This is a genomic window from Psychrobacter sp. NPDC064578 (genome assembly GCF_044901245.1).
In the GTDB taxonomy this organism is placed as follows: Bacteria; Pseudomonadota; Gammaproteobacteria; order Pseudomonadales; family Moraxellaceae; genus Psychrobacter; species Psychrobacter cibarius_C.
In genome coordinates this window covers 389,163-409,534 of the sequence record NZ_JBJDPI010000001.1, presented here as the reverse complement: position 1 = coordinate 409,534, position 20,372 = coordinate 389,163, and the positions used below count along the sequence as shown (strand labels likewise).

Annotated in this window: 17 protein-coding genes and 2 tRNA genes; 15 read left to right on the top strand and 4 right to left on the bottom strand. The window is 41.9% G+C overall.

Annotated features, from left to right (window positions below):
• Nucleotides 1–3: 3 nt before the first annotated feature.
• Nucleotides 4–774, top strand: a complete 771-nt coding sequence (rlmB, locus tag ACI2JM_RS01715; protein WP_198330480.1) for a 23S rRNA (guanosine(2251)-2'-O)-methyltransferase RlmB — start codon at nucleotides 4–6, stop codon at nucleotides 772–774.
• Here rlmB and coaE read toward each other — a convergent pair.
• From coaE to pilB, 4 genes are all read right to left on the bottom strand, one after another.
• Entirely contained in the window at nucleotides 737–1,423 is a 687-nt protein-coding gene (coaE, locus tag ACI2JM_RS01710; RefSeq protein WP_404641630.1) for a dephospho-CoA kinase, read from the bottom strand. The two genes, rlmB and coaE, sit on opposite strands and share 38 nt — an antisense overlap.
• A gap of 124 nt (nucleotides 1,424–1,547) precedes the next feature.
• Complete coding sequence (locus ACI2JM_RS01705) at nucleotides 1,548–2,450, bottom strand: A24 family peptidase (RefSeq protein ID WP_198330482.1); 903 nt, start codon at nucleotides 2,448–2,450, stop codon at nucleotides 1,548–1,550.
• A gap of 25 nt (nucleotides 2,451–2,475) precedes the next feature.
• Nucleotides 2,476–3,699, bottom strand: coding sequence for a type II secretion system F family protein (locus tag ACI2JM_RS01700; protein WP_045443014.1), 1,224 nt, complete (start codon nucleotides 3,697–3,699; stop codon nucleotides 2,476–2,478).
• Between the two features lie 393 nt (nucleotides 3,700–4,092).
• A complete protein-coding gene (pilB, locus tag ACI2JM_RS01695) occupies nucleotides 4,093–5,802 on the bottom strand; it encodes a type IV-A pilus assembly ATPase PilB (RefSeq protein WP_198330483.1) in 1,710 nt (569 codons plus the stop codon).
• A 628-nt stretch (nucleotides 5,803–6,430) separates the two neighbouring features.
• Here pilB and tpiA point away from each other — a divergent pair.
• The 14 genes from tpiA (at nucleotide 6,431) to pnp (ending at nucleotide 20,344) form a co-directional block, all read left to right on the top strand.
• Entirely contained in the window at nucleotides 6,431–7,243 is an 813-nt protein-coding gene (gene tpiA / locus ACI2JM_RS01690) for a triose-phosphate isomerase (protein WP_087814885.1), read from the top strand.
• Between the two features lie 214 nt (nucleotides 7,244–7,457).
• Nucleotides 7,458–7,766: a preprotein translocase subunit SecG gene (secG, locus tag ACI2JM_RS01685; RefSeq protein ID WP_025652589.1), complete on the top strand. Its 309-nt coding sequence runs from the start codon at nucleotides 7,458–7,460 to the stop codon at nucleotides 7,764–7,766.
• Between the two features lie 186 nt (nucleotides 7,767–7,952).
• Nucleotides 7,953–8,036: transfer RNA gene (locus ACI2JM_RS01680), tRNA-Leu, on the top strand.
• A gap of 125 nt (nucleotides 8,037–8,161) precedes the next feature.
• Nucleotides 8,162–8,238, top strand: a tRNA-Met gene (locus ACI2JM_RS01675).
• Between the two features lie 446 nt (nucleotides 8,239–8,684).
• Nucleotides 8,685–9,185, top strand: a complete 501-nt coding sequence (gene rimP, locus ACI2JM_RS01670) for a ribosome maturation factor RimP (protein WP_045454872.1) — start codon at nucleotides 8,685–8,687, stop codon at nucleotides 9,183–9,185.
• Nucleotides 9,186–9,343: 158 nt separating this feature from the next.
• On the top strand, nucleotides 9,344–10,828 hold the full coding sequence (gene nusA, locus ACI2JM_RS01665) for a transcription termination factor NusA (protein WP_055123697.1): 1,485 nt from the start codon (nucleotides 9,344–9,346) through the stop codon (nucleotides 10,826–10,828).
• 151 nt (nucleotides 10,829–10,979) lie between these two features.
• Complete coding sequence (gene infB / locus ACI2JM_RS01660) at nucleotides 10,980–13,706, top strand: translation initiation factor IF-2 (protein ID WP_198330484.1); 2,727 nt, start codon at nucleotides 10,980–10,982, stop codon at nucleotides 13,704–13,706.
• A 203-nt stretch (nucleotides 13,707–13,909) separates the two neighbouring features.
• The gene (locus ACI2JM_RS01655; RefSeq protein ID WP_045443024.1) at nucleotides 13,910–14,314 is read left to right on the top strand and encodes a ribosome-binding factor A; all 405 of its coding nucleotides are present in this window, start codon (nucleotides 13,910–13,912) and stop codon (nucleotides 14,312–14,314) included.
• 16 nt (nucleotides 14,315–14,330) lie between these two features.
• Nucleotides 14,331–15,410 (top strand): tRNA pseudouridine(55) synthase TruB, encoded by a 1,080-nt coding sequence (gene truB, locus ACI2JM_RS01650; protein WP_404641625.1) that lies wholly within the window; start codon nucleotides 14,331–14,333, stop codon nucleotides 15,408–15,410.
• Nucleotides 15,411–15,786: 376 nt separating this feature from the next.
• Nucleotides 15,787–16,311, top strand: a complete 525-nt coding sequence (locus ACI2JM_RS01645; protein WP_045454877.1) for a type 1 glutamine amidotransferase domain-containing protein — start codon at nucleotides 15,787–15,789, stop codon at nucleotides 16,309–16,311.
• Nucleotides 16,312–16,386: 75 nt separating this feature from the next.
• A complete protein-coding gene (locus tag ACI2JM_RS01640) occupies nucleotides 16,387–16,548 on the top strand; it encodes a hypothetical protein (RefSeq protein WP_157292328.1) in 162 nt (53 codons plus the stop codon).
• A 135-nt stretch (nucleotides 16,549–16,683) separates the two neighbouring features.
• Nucleotides 16,684–16,860, top strand: a complete 177-nt coding sequence (locus tag ACI2JM_RS01635; protein ID WP_404641622.1) for a hypothetical protein — start codon at nucleotides 16,684–16,686, stop codon at nucleotides 16,858–16,860.
• A 367-nt stretch (nucleotides 16,861–17,227) separates the two neighbouring features.
• Nucleotides 17,228–17,494 carry a 30S ribosomal protein S15 gene (gene rpsO, locus ACI2JM_RS01630; RefSeq protein ID WP_045443035.1) on the top strand — a complete coding sequence of 89 codons (267 nt, stop codon included), beginning with the start codon at nucleotides 17,228–17,230 and terminating at the stop codon, nucleotides 17,492–17,494.
• 747 nt (nucleotides 17,495–18,241) lie between these two features.
• Nucleotides 18,242–20,344, top strand: a complete 2,103-nt coding sequence (gene pnp / locus ACI2JM_RS01625; protein WP_404641619.1) for a polyribonucleotide nucleotidyltransferase — start codon at nucleotides 18,242–18,244, stop codon at nucleotides 20,342–20,344.
• The last annotated feature ends 28 nt before the right edge of the window (nucleotides 20,345–20,372 follow it).

Below are 20,372 nucleotides of genomic sequence, written 5' to 3'. Positions count from 1 at the left end.
ATTATGGCAAAACCTACCTATTTTTATGGCATTCATGCGATTGATGCCTTACTCGAATATCGTCCTTTAGATGGGCTAAGCTTGTTTGTGCAGCAAGGTCGTGAGACTGATAGCCATGTACAAGCGATCATGGCGCAAGCACGTGACAATGGTATCAGTATCCAACCCACGCAAAAAGACAAACTCACGCAATTGTGTGGCAGCCCGCAGCACCAAGGCGTGGTGCTAAATGCGCGTCCTCTAGGCTTTGCTGATGAAGGCTTGCTTGCTACCCTTGCTGGGCGTGACCAATGCTTATTACTGGTCTTGGATCAAATTACTGATGCACATAACTTTGGTGCTTGCTTGCGTACCGCCGTGGCGATGGGTGTGGATGCCGTGGTTTGTCCGAAACATCATGCGGCAAGTCTGACACCAACAGTGGCTAAAGTATCGGTCGGTGCAGCAGAGATGATGCCGATTATTAGTGTTACGAATTTGGCACGTACGCTCACGCAAATCAAAAATGCCGGGGTATTTGTGTTTGGTACGGCTCTTAATGCGGATGCCAAACCTATTCATGCTGCTGATCTGACTGGCAAAACAGCCATTATCATGGGTTCAGAAGGTGAGGGGATGCGTCGCCTGACTATGGAGAGCTGTGATGAGCTGGTGTATATTCCGATGTCAGGAAATGAGCATGGCAACCTTCAAAGTCTAAATGTGAGTGTTGCCACTGGTATGGCGCTGTATGAAGTCAATCGACAGCGTACTTTAGCTGTTGGGCAAGCTTAAGATAGTCTTGGTGTAATGGCGCTAGTTGCACATACAGAGCCGCAAGATCACTTTCGTTGAGCACCACATCATCTGCATGACGATTACGCTCTTCGCGGCTCAGCTGATTCACCATGATGGCCTTGATTTTTTGTATACTTTGTTCGTCGCGCTGACTGGCACGCGCAATCTGCGTTTCCTCGGTGGCATCCATTACTAAGATACGTTGGCATAAATTGGCAAGCCCTGCTTCTGCTGCTTCAATAAGTAGAGGCGCTGACAATATCACGTAAGGCGAAGTACTGGTAGCCAACTGTGCTTTTGCTGCTTCGCGTATCGCTGGGTGGGTGATTGCTTCTAACTCAATCAATGCCTCAGGATGTGAAAAGACGTGCGTTCTTACTGCCACTCGATCCATTGATCCATCACTATTCAACACCCAATCACCAAATTTTTTCTGGATTTTGTGCAGAGTGGTGCTACCTTTAGCGACGATTTCATGGGCAATCACATCCGCATCGATAATATCAATGCCTTGCTCAGCGAACCAAGCACTCGCAGCGGACTTACCACTACCGATACCACCCGTTAAGCCAACTACTAAGGTTTTACTTTTCTTTTGCGGGGTCTGGGGCTTATGAGAATAAGGTGAAGATGCTTGTTTTGACATAATAATGACTTATCTGCTCGATATAATGACAGTGATGGTTATAAGCTAAGAAAGTATTTTGGTGCCTATTTTAAGATTTGGTGTTTGTTTAAAAAGGAGCGACCGAAATACTTTCTAGAACAATTTAGTAAGTATACATGCCGAGATACCAGTTGACGATATCTGAGCCATATAATAAAGCAACAATACCAGCGATAGCGATATAAGGACCAAAGGCAAACGGCTTGCTTTCACCCTGTTTCTTCATCAAAATAATCCCAACAATTGAGCCTAATAGAGAAGACAATAAAATAATCAATGGCAACATCATGGGCCCAAGCCAAGCACCTAATACTGCCAATAATTTGAAATCTCCCTGCCCCATACCATGCTTTTTAGTGATTAGATAAAATATCTTAACCACTATCCACAATGACAAAAATCCTAGCAATAAGCCCCAAATTGACTGGGTAGGTGAGACAAACCAGCCTTGTGAATTCACTGCTAATCCTAAACCCGCTAATGGAAAGGTCAAGCGATCAGGCAGTAATTGGGTATCAAAATCAATACCAGTTAATGCAACCAGCGTCCATACCAAAATCAGGGCTGACAAGCCAGCTGCAGTTACGCCAAACTGATAAATTACTAACATTGATAGTAGGGCTGTTGCTAGCTCAACCAGTGGATAACGTAGTCCAATCGCAGCTTCACATTCTGAGCAACGGCCACGTAGTATTAACCAGCTAATTAATGGTATGTTTTCGTACCACTTTATTTTGTGGGCGCAATGAGGGCAGCGTGAGGCTGGTCGACTCAAAGTAATCGGCTGGTCAGCTGCTACGATATTTGTTAGGGGCAGAGTGTGTTCGCGAGGCATGTCTGCTTGTTCTGACATAAACTGGCTGCACTCTTGTCGCCAGCTATAAACCATCATCAGCGGAATACGGTGGATCACCACATTTAAAAAACTGCCAACACAAAGACCTAATAGGCCGAATATGCCTAAAGCGATAGGCATATTATCTTGTAATAACTCTATAAATTGCATGAACAAGCTGTCCTTTAGTTAGCTTTTAGCCTACTACTGCGCCCATCTGGAAAATCGGTAAATACATGGCAATCACCAGGCCACCGATCAATACGCCTAAGACTGCCATAATCAAAGGTTCCATCAAGCTGGTCAACCCATCAACAGCGTTATCTACTTCATTTTCATAGTAGACGGCAACTTTGTCTAACATCTCTTCCAAACTACCGGATTCTTCACCAATGCCAACCATTTGAATGGCTAAGCTTGGGAAAAGGTTGGTCGAGCGTATTGAAAACTGTAATTGTTGACCAGTAGAAACATCATTTTTGATTTGCTGAGTGGCATTATAAAATACAACATTATTAGTGGCACCAGCTGTAGAGTCGAGGGCATCAATAAGTGGCACGCCCGCAGCAAAGGTCGTCGATAGTGTACGAGCGAAACGTGCGATAATCGCTTGATAGGCAATATTGCCAAATATTGGTGCTTTTAAAACCGCACGGTCTAAGAAGTCACGGAATTTCTTAGAGCGTTTTTTCGTCTCTGAAAAGCCAATGATAGTACCGCCAATAATAATAATTAAAATAAACCACCATGCTTGCATCCACTCAGACATATTGACAACCATTTGGGTAAAAGCAGGCAGCTCTGCACCAAAAGATTCAAATAAACCAGAAAATACAGGTACTACTTTAATTAGCAGGATGATAGTCACAATAATAGCAACGACGATAACCGCGATAGGGTACTTCATTGCTTTCTTAATTTTGGCTTTAAGTAATTCACTTTTTTCTTTATAGGTAGCAACGCGTTCAAGCATGGTTTCCAGTGCACCTGACTGCTCACCAGAATCGATGAGTGAACAAAACAGATCGTCAAAATAACGTGGGTGCTTGCGTAATGCTGAAGCAAAAGTCCCACCCGCTTCAATGTCCGATTTTATTTGTAATACCAGATCTTTCATACTGGGATTATCAAGTGAGTCAGCAACAATCTCAAAGGATTGGGTCAATGGTACGCCCGCTTTCATCATGGTCGCCATTTGCCGAGAAAAAATAGCAATATCAATAGGTTTGATGGATTTCTTGAAAGTGTAAAGCGGCTTCGGTTTTTTCTTAATACCTTTGACACTGATACCTTGTTTGCGTAAAGTCGCTTTTGCCAACTCTAAGCTACGGCTGGTGGTCTCCCCTTTTACTTTTTGTCCGCGTCGATTCACCCCATCATAGACAAAGTCTAACAGCATGTCGGTCTTCGCTTTTGCCATGTTACTACCCTCAAAGTATTGTCTAATATAGATATTGCAAAGATGTACAACGATGCCTGACTCATTACATAAAAAAGGCATACTTTATTTTAACGTAAAAAACCAGTATAACTCTGTTTTATATTTAAGTATATCTGGTAGAGATTATTGCTGATTTATAAAAGTCCGTACAATTAACGCCCATCATCTCAGTCCTCATATAAATAATGGCATTACTCATATAAGGACAGTTTTAAATTTCCAAACACCCTTTTATCAGTGCATTACTAAAAGCTGTTTTTTCGACAATTCAACATTAAAAAGTAGTTGGTTTAGTCACTTCAAACGTTCCTCTTTAGTGATCAGCAGTGTCTGTATTTTTGTGCGTATGCAACATACGCATAGCCAGTATGTTTACTCAGAAGTGACGCGCATCATTTCTTGAATACTGGTTACGCCTTGTAAAACTTTTAAAATCCCAGAGCGACGCAGGTCTCGGAAGCCATTTTTAAGTGCAGCGTCTTTGATATCTATCGCGTTACCGTCTTCCATGATGATGCGTGAGATATCAGGGCTGACTTTCATGACTTCATAGATACCGACTCGTCCTTTATAACCTTCACGGCATTCATTACAGCCTACTGGCTCGTGAATGATGTTGTCTGGATTGTCCAAATCAGCGTCTGTAAAGCCGAGCTCAAGCAGACTTTGCTTAGGGATGTTAATAGGTTTTTTGCAGTTTTTACACAAACGTCGTGCTAGGCGCTGGGCAATGACCAAGTTCACTGAAGTCGCGATATTAAAGGAGGCCACACCCATGTTACGCAGCCGCGTCAGTGTTTCAGGTGCTGAGTTGGTATGTAGGGTTGAGAGCACCATGTGCCCTGTTTGCGCTGCTTTAATTGCAATTTCAGCAGTTTCAAGGTCACGAATCTCACCAACCATGACAATATCAGGATCTTGGCGTAAAAAAGATTTGAGGGCATTTGCGAAAGTTAGACCCACTTTTGGATTGACGTTGACTTGATTGATCCCCTCCAAGTTAATCTCCACTGGATCTTCAGCAGTGGATATGTTGGTCGCGCCAGTATTTAAAATATTAATACCAGTATAAAGCGACACGGTCTTACCAGAACCAGTTGGTCCCGTGATAAGCAACATACCTTGCGGTTTATGCAGTGCCTCTAAAAACATATCTTTCTGATCAGGTTCATAGCCGAGCGCTTCAATACCCAACATTGCTGAAGAGGGATCCAAAATACGAAGTACAAGTTTTTCGCCAAATAGGGTAGGTAGACAGCTTACTCGAAAGTCGATGGCTTTATCTTTAGATATCTTGAGCTTGATACGTCCATCTTGTGGCACACGGCGCTCTGAAATATCCATCTGCGACATGACTTTTAAACGGGCCGCAATTTTCCCAGCCAGTTGTACAGGTGGATTGGCCATTTTTTGCATCACCCCATCGACACGAAAGCGAACGCGATAGGTTTTTTCATAGGGCTCAAAGTGCAAGTCAGAGGCACCCATACGAATGGCATCAACCAGCATTTTATTGACAAATTTTACAACGGGTGCTTCCTCGACACCATCACTAAGCTTGGTCTCGCCTTCCTCTTCTTCACCTTCATCAAAGCCAACATTTAAATCGCTATCAGAGAAGCTATCAAAATTTTGCATAGCATCAGCGTAAAGACTTTCAATACGCTTTTTTAACTTATCTTCTTCGACGACAATAGTTTCAATAGACAGCCGTGAATTAAAAGCAATAGCGTCAATTGCATCCACACGAGTTGGATCACTCAATGCGACGAATAAACGCTGTCCTCGTTTGAATAGTGGCAACGCATTAAATTTACGAACGATTTTTTCATCTACTAAGTCTTTTGGAATGACATCAATATGTAAGGCATCAAGGTCGAAAAGAGGATCACCAAAAGCTTGTGACAACATCTGCGCAAGATGATAAGCATCTGCCAATTTATTGTCGACTAGGTAGGACACTAGTCCTACTTGTTGCTGTTGCGATTCGGTCTGCGCGATTTTCATATTCGCTTCGCTGACGATACCTTCGCTGATTAGCTGGTGCGCTAAACCACCATATTTGCTCGTGGTGATAGACATTACGACTTCTCCTTAATACCCAATATGCTATATATTTGTCTAAAATCCATATACTTCTGAGAGCCACTTACTATTATAATTTTTAACAAATACCTGCTGTAAGTCATTGTTAGCCTTTGGGCTATTTATTAGTAACAGTCAATGCAGAGATGCTCTTATAAGAGATTTAGCAGAGAAAGCGTTTTAATAGTGTAGGTTATCAGTAGCTTGGTCATTAGATTATTGATAATGTTCTGTTATATATAGACACAATACTATAAAACATTACTTGAGTTTAAAGATTTTATATGGACGATTGAGTGTTTGACCCAAAAAATCATAGCTTGAGACAATGTCTAGGGCATATCCTCAATTTAATAGACTATCCTCTAAATAAGCTGAAAATGGCTGAATTTTGCCAAACATCGTTAAACAGCCTATCAATATCTGCGCTACTTTCCTTGTTTGACAGTAATTTATCTCATTTTTATCATTATTTTTTAGAGTGAGGACACGCCCTAGTCAATATTTGCATTGACTGTCTGTTTTTCTGCTGGCGGCAGCATACTATAGCACTTGAGAATTATTTGTTATACTGGCGCGCATATTAGCCAAATTGGCAAGAATAGATGAAACAAGGTAGATGAGTATGCAAGCTTGGGTAATTGGTAATTGGAAACAAAATCCAGCAACGAGTCACGACGTCGATTTATTGTTGAATAATTTGTTGACTACGATTGATGCTAAAGAGCAAGCCGACACAGAACGGTCAAGTAGTCGCTGTCAGTTGATGGTGGCACCAAGCTGTATTCATCTGGCAGCTGTCAGTGCGCGTTTAGCTGGTAGTTCGATATTGAGTGCAGCGCAAGACGTCAGTGCGCATAGTGCCAGTGTTGGCGCTTATACGGGTGATTGCTCAGCACAGCAAATAGCAGACGCTGGGGCAACTTGGACGATACTGGGTCATTCTGAGCGTCGCCAGTATCATAGCGAGTCTCACGATACGTTATTGCAGAAAGTGACTCACGCACTCACCCAAGGTTTGGGCGTGGTATTTTGTATTGGCGAAACTCAGGCTCAATATGATGATAAGCAAACCCTTGACGTAATTGACACTCAGTTATCAGTAATAAAAGAAGTGATTACTATCCAACCAGATCTCATGTCATCACTATCTAATCGACTGATCATTGCTTATGAGCCAGTGTGGGCGATTGGTACTGGCAAAGTCCCAACCGTGAGCGAAGTCAGTCAAACGCATCAGCATATTAAGCAAACCATCACAGGCTTTGCAGAATCACTAAAGATAATGAGTGTGCTATATGGTGGTAGTGTCAATGCGGACAATGCCGATAGCTTCGCTGCAGATCCTATGATTGATGGGGCATTGGTTGGCGGCGCATCATTAAAGGTAGAGAGTTTTTTGGCAATTGCCAATGCCTTTAGTCGAGCTAAAGACTAGTCAATAAAGATAAAACGTGCATTTCATGGCGGTCTCGATTATAAAATGTCTTTATCAGTTGGCAAAAGTAGGTTTAACAGTGCCCTTGCAATCGTGTACAATGCGCCTTATTTATATAATCGATTTGGCAGCATTACCCGTCAATTGCTATTCCTATTAACCGTAAGATTTATTTTCCGTTATCAGTCGTCATTACGCGGCAAAAGAGGCCACCATGTTTACGTTTATATTAGCCCTGCATATTATCGTGGCGATTGCCATGATCGGCTTGATTTTGATACAGCATGGTAAAGGGGCAGACGCTGGAGCTTCTTTTGGCGCTGGCTCGTCAGGTACGGTCTTTGGTGCGGCAGGAACAGCGAACTTTTTAACGCGTGCGACAGCAGTATTAACAGTGATATTTTTTATCACCAGTATGACGCTAGCCGTTCATGCGCGCAAACAGGCTGAAGATCAGTTCCGTTTAGATGCACCTGTGTCAGCACCACAAACGCCGCGTCCATTGACACAGAATCCTCAATAACTGTACTTTAAAGACACTTGCCTTTACTAGCTGTCTTTAGTCATTGCCTTTTAATTGAGGCAGCTCTTGCTATTTTAAGGCGTTAGATTTACAATGCTTTTCTGTTTTAGCAGTCTGATTCTATCGATGCCTACCTTAAGCATCTATTATGATAGATTAGATGGTAATAGTAGAGCAGTGAAAAATGCGATTGTGGTGGAATGGTAGACACGCCATCTTGAGGGGGTGGTGGCGCAAGCTGTGGGGGTTCAAGTCCCCCCAATCGCACCAAGTTTTTAAAGTTGTAACGTATTAAGTACGGCGTTAGTAATATAGGTAAGAAATTTAGTTTAATTTATTTAAAATAAAGATTGACACTTATATAAAACCCCCATATAATACGCACCATAGATTGATGCGGGGTGGAGCAGTCTGGTAGCTCGTCGGGCTCATAACCCGAAGGTCGTTGGTTCAAATCCAGCCCCCGCTACCACTTTTTATACTGATGTTTTGTACACTAAATTTGTCAGTAACGATTAGCCCACCATTATGTTTGTGGGTTTTTTTGTATCTGACGGTCAGTGGTATCGCGGTATCTATCCTACTTATGCTAAGCTCTAGTTCTATAGAGTGCGATATTATTCGTTATTGGTTGTCACCTGCCGCTATCGGCGCGCTGCTTCTTAAGCACACTATCCTTTATTCCTCACTCCTTTATCGATAGTACTGCTTTGTGAATAATAAAAGCATTGTCTGGCTGAGCTTGATGTTTTTTGTGCTCATCCCTATATAAGCGCATATCATATAAAATAATATGTTTGTGATTTAAGATAATATAATGACTGTGTCTCTTACTAATAAATAAATTCCATGAGTGAGCGACAATTACGCGGTTTACTAAGTACGATAGATACGTGAATAGGAAAAGATAAATAGATTATGAAGCTTTCAACCAAAGTTACAGAACTGACCAATATTATTGCTCCTGCCGTCGCGGCTTGCGATGTGGCATTATGGGGTATCGAGTTTGCACCGCAAGGTAATCGCTCTTTATTACGCATTTATATTGAGGCATTGCCAGAAGAGCAGGCCCAAAATAAACAAGTAACCATTGAAAACTGTGCAGCAGTGAACCATCAAGTGAGCGGTATTCTTGAGGTTCATGATCCGATTGCTGGTGAGTTTATCTTAGAAGTCTCTTCACCAGGTTTCGACCGTGCATTCTTTTCAGATGAGCAGATGCATGCCTATGTTGGTCAAACCGTCAGCTTGCGTTTAATACAAGCGATTGGTGAAGGTGATCAAAAACGCCGCAAAGCGACAGGTACTTTAGATAGTATTGATGCAAATGTCTTAAATCTGACATCAAGCGATGGTCAGCAGTTTGAGATTGCGCTGAGTAATATTGATAAAGCCAATTTGATTTATGAAGATGCCTAAGCTTTTGTACAGCTTGGTTTGATTTGAAAACTTGAAGTAACAAATCATCCATCAGCATTTTAATATCCAAACAGCTTATATAGCTTACGGTGAAAATATAATAGCAATACATAAATTATAAAATTTAAGTCAATTAAAAATGATAGGACAGGTATAGCATGAGTCGTGAAATCTTAACGGTAGTAGAAACTGTCAGTAATGAAAAGGGCTTAAATCCTGAAGATATCTTTGAAGCGATAGAAGACGCTTTGGTGGTATCGACTAAGAAAAAAGTATACACCGAACAGCCAGAAGTGGCAGTACGGGTTGCTATCGACCGTACAACGGGCGATTATGATACTTATCGTTACTGGACAGTGGTTGCAGATGAAGACCATGAAATGCCTGCTTGTCAGCTAGCCATCAGCGATCTTGATCCAGAAGAATGGTCAATCGGCGATGTCAAAGAAGAACAGATTGAATCGATTGAGTTTGGTCGTATTGCTGCGACGCAAGCCAAACAAGTCATCATCCAAAAGATTCGTGAAGCTGAGCGTAATTTAGTAGCAGATGCTTTTGAGCCACGTGTTGGCGAGATGATGTATGGCGAAGTCAAGAAGCAGACCCGTGATGGCTATATCATTGATCTAGGTGACAATGCCGAAGGCTATTTGTCACGTGATCAGATGCTGCCGCGTGAGCAATTACGTGCAAAATCACGTATCAATGCCATTTTGTATCATGTCAACCGTGAAAACCGCGGCGCTCAGTTGTTACTGTCTCGTACTCATCCTGAAATGCTTTCAGCATTGATGCAAAAAGAAGTGCCTGAGATTGCCGAACAAATTATTGAAATCCGCAACGTCGCGCGCTTGCCGGGTACTCGTGCTAAAATAGCTGTGAAAACCAACGATCATCGTATCGATCCAGTTGGCGCTTGTATTGGTATGCGTGGTACACGTATCCAAGCCGTACAGCAGGAGCTTGATGGCGAACGCATTGATGTGGTGGTGTGGTCAGACGATCCAGCACAGTTCATTATCAGTGCTTTAGAGCCAGCTGACGTCAGTAGCATCATCTTGGATGAAGATACGCAAACGGCTGATATTATCTTTAGCACCAATGATCAGTTGGCGCGTGCGATCGGTTCACAAGGTCAAAACGTACGTTTAGCGTCTGAGCTAACGGGTTATAAGCTTAATATGATGCTAGAAGAAGAATATCAGCAGCGTCAACAAAACGAATCTAAAGCCTTTATCGAATTATTCTATGAACGTTTAGAAGTAGATAAAGACTTAGCGCAAGCACTTGTCGATATTGGTTTTACCAGTATTGAAGAAGTGGCTTACGTACCAGTTGAAACCTTTTATGATATTGAAGGTCTAGATGATGAAGCGATTGAGATGATTCAAGAGCGTGCAAAAGAAGTCGTCATCGCTGATGAGCTGGTCAAACAACAGAACATGAAAGAGCCAAGTCAAGAGCTACAAGAGCTTGAAGGTATGACAGTCAATTGGGCCTATAAAATGGCACAAAAAGACATTATTACCGTTGATGATTTGGCAGAACAAGCAGTCTTCGATCTCGAAGATATCGAAGGTTTAGACTCTGAAACCGCAGGAAAACTCATCATGAAAGCTCGGGAATCTTGGTTCAATGAATAAGCGGTAACTGCATATCGCTGTCTTTTAGTGATATGCTATCGATAATAAAGTGCTGGTATGAACGCAGTACCAATACCAGCCTTACCCCAATCATTTGTAGCCAACAACTGAATTGAACATATAGCAAATAATAGACAGTAGGTGATAATAAATGGCAGATAAGACCGTCAAAGAACTGGCAGATATGGTAGGCAAAACCGCAAGTGCTGTACAACAGCAATTGGTAGATGCTGGACTGCCTGCTCGTGCAGAGGGTGACCTAGTCACTGAGCTTGAGCAAGAGAAGTTGGTGACGTATTTAAAGCAAAGTCATGGTCAGCAAGAAAAGCGTCGTATTAGTCTTAAATCTAAGACAACTAGCACTGCGCGCGTGACCGGCTCTTCAGGTAAATCTAAGAGCGTCAATGTGGAAGTGCGTAAAAAGAAAGTATTTGAAAAGCCTGATCCAGAAAAAATGGCTGAAGAGTTGGCTGCGCGTGAGCAAGCGATGATTGAGTCGCAAGAACGTGCTGCTAAAGATGCTGAAGAGCGTGCTGCTACCAAGAAGAAATCTGAAGAACGTCAAGCTGCAACCTTGGCGGCAATGCGTGCAAGCTTAGGCTCTAGCAAAAAGTCAGATGATAAAAACGACGATATCTCAACCTCAGTGGTTGTGAAAAAAGGTGGCAAAACCACTGTCGAAGTAAAACCTAAAGACCAACCGAAGAAAAAAATTGCAGCGACGAAACCGAAAGTTGAAACGGCGGTTGAGCGTAAAGCGCGCGAAATGCGTGAGAAAGAAGAAGCTCGTTTACGTGAAATCGAAACAGAAACACGCCGCGCTCAAGCTGAAGAAGCACAGAAACGTACGCTTGAACAAATGCGTAAAATGGCTGGAAAATATACAGATCAGCCTGCATCTGAAGTTCGTAAAGATGAGCCACTAGCAGAAGGTTTGGTTGGTGATGCCTTAGAAGAATCGTTTGAAAAAGAACGTCGTGAAATCAAGCGTGGCACCAGTAGTACTAGTGCTCGTGGCCGTGGTCGTCGTAAGAATCAAGATGAGCGTGAAATCAAAAACCGTAAAAACGGTTTGCGTTCAACGCAAGCATCACAGCATAAGTTCGAAAAACCTGTTGAAAAAATTGTTTACGATGTTGAGATTAGTGAACAAATTACAGTTGCAGATCTTGCTCAACGTATGGCAGTTAAAGCGCGCGAAGTCACCAAATTGCTTATGAAAATGGGTGAGATGGCTCGTGAGTCAGATACGATTGATCAAGCGACAGCAAGTTTACTCGTCGAAGAGATGGGTCACAATCCAGTACTGGTCAGTGATACTAAGGTTGAAGACGATCTACAAGACGCCGTTGATGAGCGTAGCAGTAACGTTCAAACTCGTCCGCCAGTAGTCACGATCATGGGTCACGTCGATCACGGTAAGACATCATTACTTGATAAAATTCGTGAAACAAAAGTGGCAACTGGTGAAGCGGGTGGTATTACTCAGCATATCGGTGCTTATCACGTTAAAACCGATCGTGGTGTGATTACCTTCCTTGATACTCCAGGTCACGCGGCCTTTAGTGCTATGCGTTCACGCGGTGCACAGGCGACTGATATTGTTGTGTTAGTTGTTGCCGCTGATGATGGTATGATGCCGCAAACAGCAGAAGCTATTGATCATGCTCGTGCTGCTGGTACGCCAATTATCGTTGCAATTAATAAAATGGATAAGCCAAGCGCTGATCCAGATCGCGTCCTTAATGAATTGACTGCTAAAGAAGTCGTTTCAGAAGAGTGGGGCGGCGATACCCCAATGGCTCGCATCTCAGCCAAAACCGGCGATGGTATTGATGAGCTGCTAGAACTTATTAGCCTACAAGCTGAACTAATGGAGCTAGAAGCACCGTTAGATGGCGCTGCTCAAGGTGTGGTCATTGAATCAAGACTTGAAAAAGGGCGCGGTCCGGTTGTTAGTGTCTTGGTTAAAAAAGGCACATTGAAGCAAGGTGACTTGGTCTTGGCTGGCGAGCATTATGGTAAAGTTCGTGCGATGACTGATGAACATGGTAAGCGTATTCAATCAGCGGGTCCTTCTATCCCTGTGGAAATTTTAGGCCTACCTGAAACGCCAGCAGCTGGCAGCGAGTTCTTAGTCTTAACCGACGAGAAAAAAGCTCGCGAAGTGGCAGAGTTTAGAAGTAACCGTGAGCGTGAGCGTCAACTTGAACGTCAGAATGCCATGCGTTTAGAAAGCATGTTTGATCAGATGGAACAAGGTGATGTGTCATTCTTGAATATCGTATTGAAAACGGATGTTCGTGGTTCGCTTGAAGCACTGCTTTCTGCATTGAATGAGCTATCAACTGATGAAGTTAAAGTCAGAGTAATTAGCTCAGGCGTCGGTCCTATCTCTGAATCTGATGTGACACTTGCAGAATCTAGCGAAGCGGTATTGTTAGGTTTCAACGTTCGTGCTGATGCGACCGCACGTCGCAAAGCGGACGCCGCCAATATGGATATCCGTTATTACAGCGTTATCTATGGTTTGATTGATGATGTGAAAGCAGCTATGAGTGGTATGCTTGCGCCAGAACATCGTGAGAAAATCCTTGGTGTTGCAGACGTTCGTGAAGTATTCCGTTCTAGTAAGTTCGGTGCTGCTGCTGGTTGTATGGTGGTTGAAGGTACAATTTATCGCAACAAACCTATCCGCGTATTGCGTGATGACCAAGTTATCTTTACCGGTCAATTGCAATCATTGCGTCGCTATAAAGAAGACGTTAATGAAGTACGTACTGGCATGGAATGCGGTATGGCTGTTCGTGGCTATGATGTCGAAGCTGGCGATAAGATCGAAGTCTTTGAAATCCAAGAGTTTGCACGTACTATCTAACGTTACAGTTCGATAGCAGGATATCTAATCATGCAATATGCTTAATCAGCTGAGCAGATTAGTATCTTCTTAATATCTAGCTGTACTTAGGCCTAACAGGTACATCCTGCTAGGCCTTTTTTACCAACTATTAGTCCTAAACTTTGTTAATAAGCCAATATATCAATCAGTGAAAATAAGCCATATTAAAGTAAGGTAACAATATGAACCAACGTCTACAACGCTTAGCCGACCAAATTCAACGTGAGCTTGCTGTTCTCATCCGTGATGCAGTCAATGACCCTCGTTTAACTGGTTTTGTCACTATTTCCAGTGTCAAGGTTAGTCCTGACTTAGGATATGCTGATGTCTATGTCACCATCATGGAGCCTGAGCTTAATGATTCCATGAATAAGACCAATCATGAAGAGAGTATCAAAGTACTTAATAAAGCGGCGGGCTTTTTGCGTACTGAATTGAGCCATAGTCTCAAAACACGTACCACACCACGCTTACGTTTTCATTATGACGAAGTGACTGCTCGTGGTAATTACATGATGGATTTAATCAGTAAAGCAGTTATTAAGACTGAAGAAAATGAGTCTGACGAGCAAGAAAACGAAGAGTAGAAGGGTAAAAGTCGTTATGTCTATCGCATCTACGCAAGCGGATAAAAAGTCTAGTAATCACCCTAACAAGATTAAAGTCTCGGGTGTTATTTTAGTTGATAAACCCAAAGGCATGACTTCTCAGCAAGTGGTGTCAAAGGTGAAGTATCTTTTTAAGTCGCCAAATCATGACAGTAAAAAAGCGGGGCATACAGGGACACTTGATCCAATGGCAACCGGTCTATTGCCGATTTGTATGGGTGAAGCGACGAAATTTAGTCATTATCAGCTAGATGCGGACAAATCCTATCAAGCAACTATTTTACTTGGTGGTCAAACTGATACTGGTGATGCCGATGGACGAATAACTGCTAAGGCACCCATTCCAAAATTTGATGATGTACTTTTAGACAAAGTCGCCCAGCAGTTTTTAGGTGCCCAGCAGCAGATACCGCCGATGTATTCTGCACTAAAAAAAGATGGCAAAAAACTCTATGAGTATGCTCGTGCGGGGATCGAGGTAGAACGAGCACCTAGAGATATTGTAATCAAGGCCATTGATTTAAAAGCGCTTGATCATGAGCAAATTCAATTGACAGTGACCTGTACTAAAGGTACTTATGTGCGTGTACTCGGTGAAGACATCGCCAAAGCGATGGGTACATTAGGGCATTTGACTGCATTACGCCGTACGCAGGTTGGTGATTTTAAAATCAATGATGCGATTACTTTGTCAGACTTGGAAGCATTAGCGTTTGATAACAGGCAAGAGCAATTGATGCCGGTAGATGCTTGCATTAATATTGAAGCTGAGATGGTATTGACGGTTGAGCAGTGTGAGCGTATACACATGGGTCAACGTTTGAATGTATTTGAGCAACTGACAGACAGTCTGCGCGACTATATTTCAACTAGTATCAGCCATCAGTCGTCTGTGTCAGAAAACAACGATATTCAACTAGATAGTGATATGGTTAGTAGTGAAGATGACCAACAACCCCTGATCCATGAGATTCCAGCTGATATTCGTTTGATAAATCAGCAAGGTCAGTTTCTTGGATTGGGTGCCGTAAGTCTCAACGGTAGATTGCAGCCTAAAAAATTGATCCAGCGTTAATGTTACGGTTCTTATATAACCCTCGTTTAAACACGATTTAGCTTACTAATAGTTTACACTAATCACATATCCTCACATTTTATTGCAGGTTTCACCTATGGTGGAACCTGTTTTTTTTGTACTTTAGATCTACCGGATAGGAAGTCTGGATAGAAAAATAAATCGAACTAAGACTCTAAGAATAAGAACATAAAAAAATAATAAGATAAAAAGTCATATATCAAAAATAAAAACTAGGTTCGAAAGAGAATATTTAATATGAACAAGATGGGTCAGAGGAAGACTATACAGCCAATAATAACAACAACTCATAAAAATAAAGTATGAATAATAAAACAACTAAAAGAAAATCACTCATAACGAAAAAAGGAATATCATGAAAACCATCGCTTTTTTACTACACAATAACTTCGAGCAAGCAGAATACGAAGAGGTTAATAACCAACTCAAAGATAAAGGTTACAAGACACTTCTTATAACCACAAATAAAGAAAAAGAAGTGCAAGCCATGCAGCAAGATGTAGACAAAGGCGACACCTTTATTGCTGATATTTTTGCAAAAGACGCAAGCATTTCTGATTATGATGCGTTGGTACTACCAGGTGGTACTGTCAATGCGGATACGATTCGTGGCAATGAAGAGGCTCATAGTATTATCAATGCTATCAATGATGCAGGCAAGCCATTAGCTGTCATTTGCCATGCTCCTTGGGCACTTATCAATACAGGTATTGCCAAAGGTAAAACGCTCACTGCTTATCATACGCTGCAGATAGATTTAGAAAACGCTGGTGCAAAATTTGTAGATCAAACAGTACAGGTAGACGGTAATTTGATTACCTCACGTAATCCAGATGATATCAGCAATTTCGTTGATGCTATTGATAAGGCATTATCTTAATTTTTCTACCCACTTACTGAGTAATTAATTACTTATATTTCTTAAATATTCACAACCGTAACTGAGGAAAATATTATGTCAAACTCTAATCCAAACGATACCAAGCTTGAGCAACAACGTTCTGAATCAGCAACTGCAGCGCTTAAAAGCCAAACTGAGAACAATCATACTGAAGATAGTGAAGCGGCAGCAGATCGTATTGCGGACAACCTAGGAAATGCTAAAGAAGACAAGTAGAGTATGTAAAATGTCATCCATAATAGGGTGACACTGATATATTTGCTTATCATCTCAATATCAATGATGACATTTGCATCTCAATGTAAAAAGTATAAAACAGCTACTTCAAAAAATAATAATTCAGGAGCTAATATGAGTAATTCATTGAATAACATGAATGAGCAAGAAAAAGAGATTGAAAGGCTTGCAGAAGATATCAATCCTAGCGAGCATGCTACTTCTGCTAGTTTAGCAGAAGTTACCACAGCTGCACCGCTTGAAGATGATGAGCTAGGCGGTAACGCGACGGAAGATGACGTCAAGAAATAAGCAAATTCTATTGCCTATTGACGGATGATTTAACTATAAAAAATAAATCTGACTTTACAAGTATTATGAAAAACTGCTGCTAGTTCAGCAGTTTTTTGTTATAATCACCGTCACATTTACATTAGGTTGAGATCAGACATTGTGCTTCATATGCTGTCCAAAACGGATAGTTATATTAAGTGGTCTCTCATCGCAGCTTATTCTAAATGGTCGTTATGACTCATTAGCTTGTCGTACACTAGGTCAACTCTAGTAATGCAGGGTTGTCCTGAATGATGTGCAGGCTATTTTATTTACTATTCTACTGCTTTAGATCTTACTCAAATTCGAGAATGTCTTAAAGCTTTTAGCATTGCCGGAGATATTTATGCTAACTAATACCGATCGCGAACAAATCATTGCTCAATACCAACGTGGCGAAAATGACACTGGCTCTCCAGAAGTTCAAGTAGCACTATTGAGTGCTCGTATCAACGATTTGCAGAACCATTTTAAAGCACATAAAGCTGATCATCATAGCCGTCGCGGTCTTATCCGTATGGTTAACACGCGTCGTAAATTGCTTGATTACCTAAAAGGTAAAGATCTTGGTCGTTACACCACGCTTATCAGCCAGTTAGGTCTACGTCGTTAATCTAACGACAATAGTACGAGTGGATGCTAAAATAAAAGAAGCCATCATATGGTGCTATTTTAGAATTTTTGCTGAATCGCTTGGAACTTGCTTGTTGTTATCGATAAAATAGATTTTTCTAAAAACGGTGTGGAATAGTTTCACGCCGTTTTTTTATGCTTATTCATTTTCAAGATTGACTTTGGATAGCATTGGTTATAAAGACCAATTCAAAGTAGGTAATAGAAGTTTTCGTAAAAACAGTAAGACTAGAGCATAGAGCTAAGTGTTTTCTATCGATAATTGCTGTGTTCCGCAATTCATTGGTCAATGGCTATAAATCACTGTAAAATAATGCCTTGTGAGTTTGATAGTATATCTACTACATATATGGTGACTATTTATAAAATACCCGTTTCTTAGCTTATAGAATAGCTAGCTGCGCTAATATCCAACTCTCAAAAGCGCAGAAAAATAGCCTATAGGGTTTTTAGCACCGAAGTCTTTTGACTTAAGGTCTTTTTGATAGTATTTATAGTAAAGCCAAAATTGAATGACCAAATATACACAATAGTACGATGTTTAGCACCGATAGGCATATGGAATAACTAGGTAATGTTATTGGCACTGGTTGAGATGATTTCTGAGAGAAAGACTGTCAATTATTAGTCATATACACTAGTAGTCACATACACAGAATTTTAATGAAAAATATCAGCTTTTTATAATGCTGATATTACTTTCGTCAGTCAACATTAGGAAGATTATATGACAATGTTTAACACCATTAAGCGTGAATTTCAGTATGGCAACCAACAGGTTGTGATCGAGACAGGTCGTATTGCTCGTCAAGCAAACTCTATCTTAGTACACATGGGCGGCGTTACGGTACTTGTCGCAGCAGTAGTAAAATCAGAGGCTAAAGAAGGTCAAAACTTCTTTCCGCTAACGGTCAACTATCAAGAAAAAATGTATGCAGCGGGCAAAATCCCAGGTGCCTATGGCAAACGTGAAGGTCGTGCAAGCGAGTTCGAAACCCTAACCTCACGCTTGATTGACCGCCCGATTCGTCCGCTATTCCCTGAAGGTTATGTTAACGAAATTCAAATTACGGCAACGGTTGTTTCATCAGATAAAACTCAGTCTGCAGATATTGCTGCCCTAATCGGTGCTTCAGCGGCATTGGCCATCTCTGATGCGCCATTCAATGGTCCTGTCGCAGCGGCACGTGTTGGCTTTATCAACGGCGAGTACATCCTGAACCCAACGATTGAGCAGCTTAAAGAGAGCGATCTTGACTTGGTTGTGGCTGGTACGAAGTCTGCGGTACTAATGGTTGAATCTGAAGCAGCAGAGCTGTCAGAAGATCAGATGCTAGGCGCGGTACTATATGGTCATCAGCAACAGCAAATCGTTATTGATAACATTGCTTCAATGGCAGAAGAAATCGGTACTGCTAAGCAGCAGTATACTGCCCCTGAGCGTGATCAAGCGCTTACTAGCAGCATGAAAGAGCAGTTTGGCGAGCAAGTTGCTGACGCTTATACGATTACTGATAAGCAAGCTCGTTATACTAAGCTTGATGAAATCAAGCAATCAATTATCGATACGCTCGCTGGTGATGCTGAGTCGGAAACTTACGCTGATACGGTATCTGAGCTTAAAGAAATTTATAACGATCTTAAATATCGTACGGTTCGTGACAATATCTTGTCAGGCAAGCCGCGTATTGATGGTCGTGATCTTGAGACTGTTCGTGCCCTTGACGTACAAGTTGGTGTATTGCCATACACGCATGGTTCAGCATTGTTCACACGCGGTGAAACGCAAGCATTGGTTACGACCACGCTTGGTAACAGCCGTGATGTCAACATGATTGACTCACTAGGTGGTACGATTCGTGACCATTTTATGCTGCATTACAACTTCCCGCATTTCTCAGTTGGCGAAACAGGTCGTGAAGGTATTCCAAAACGTCGTGAAATCGGTCATGGTCGTCTAGCTCGCCGCGGTGTACAAGCGATGCTACCGGATAGCGAACGCTTCCCGTATGTCATCCGTGTGGTATCAGAGATTACTGAGTCAAACGGTTCATCTTCTATGGCGTCTGTTTGTGGTGCAAGTTTGGCATTGATGGATGCTGGTGTTCCAATAAAAGCACCAGTTGCTGGTATCGCCATGGGTTTGGTTAAAGAAGGCGAGCGTTTCGCTGTACTGTCAGACATCTTAGGTGATGAAGATCATCTTGGCGATATGGATTTTAAAGTTGCTGGTTCTAAAGATGGTATTACTGCGCTGCAGATGGACATCAAAATCGAAGGTATTACGCCTGACATCATGGAACAAGCGCTTAAGCAAGCCCATGCTGGTCGTATCCATATTTTGGACGCGATGAATAAAGTATTGCCTGAGAGCCGTACTGAAATCAATGCTCATGCACCAAACTATGCGGTTATCGAAATCAATCCGGATAAAATCCGTGACGTAATCGGTAAAGGCGGCGCGATGATTCGTCAGTTAACTGAAGAGACTGGTGCAGTTATCGATATCGATGATGGCGGCACGATTCGTATCTTTGGTGAAAACAAAGCGGCAACTAAAGCAGCTATCGGTAGAATCGAAGCGTTGACTGCAGAAGTTGAAGTGGGCAAAACTTATGAAGGTACGGTTGCTCGTATCGTTGATTTTGGCGCGTTTATTAACGTCTTGCCAAACACTGATGGCTTGGTACACATCTCACAAATCGCTGAAGAGCGCGTTGAGAATGTTTCTGACTACCTAAAAGAAGGTCAAATCGTTAAAGTCTTCGTCCAAGACGTCGATAACCGTGGTCGTATTAAATTGACTATGAAAGGTATCGAGCAAAGCTAATCGATATCTAATGTAGTCAACATATAAA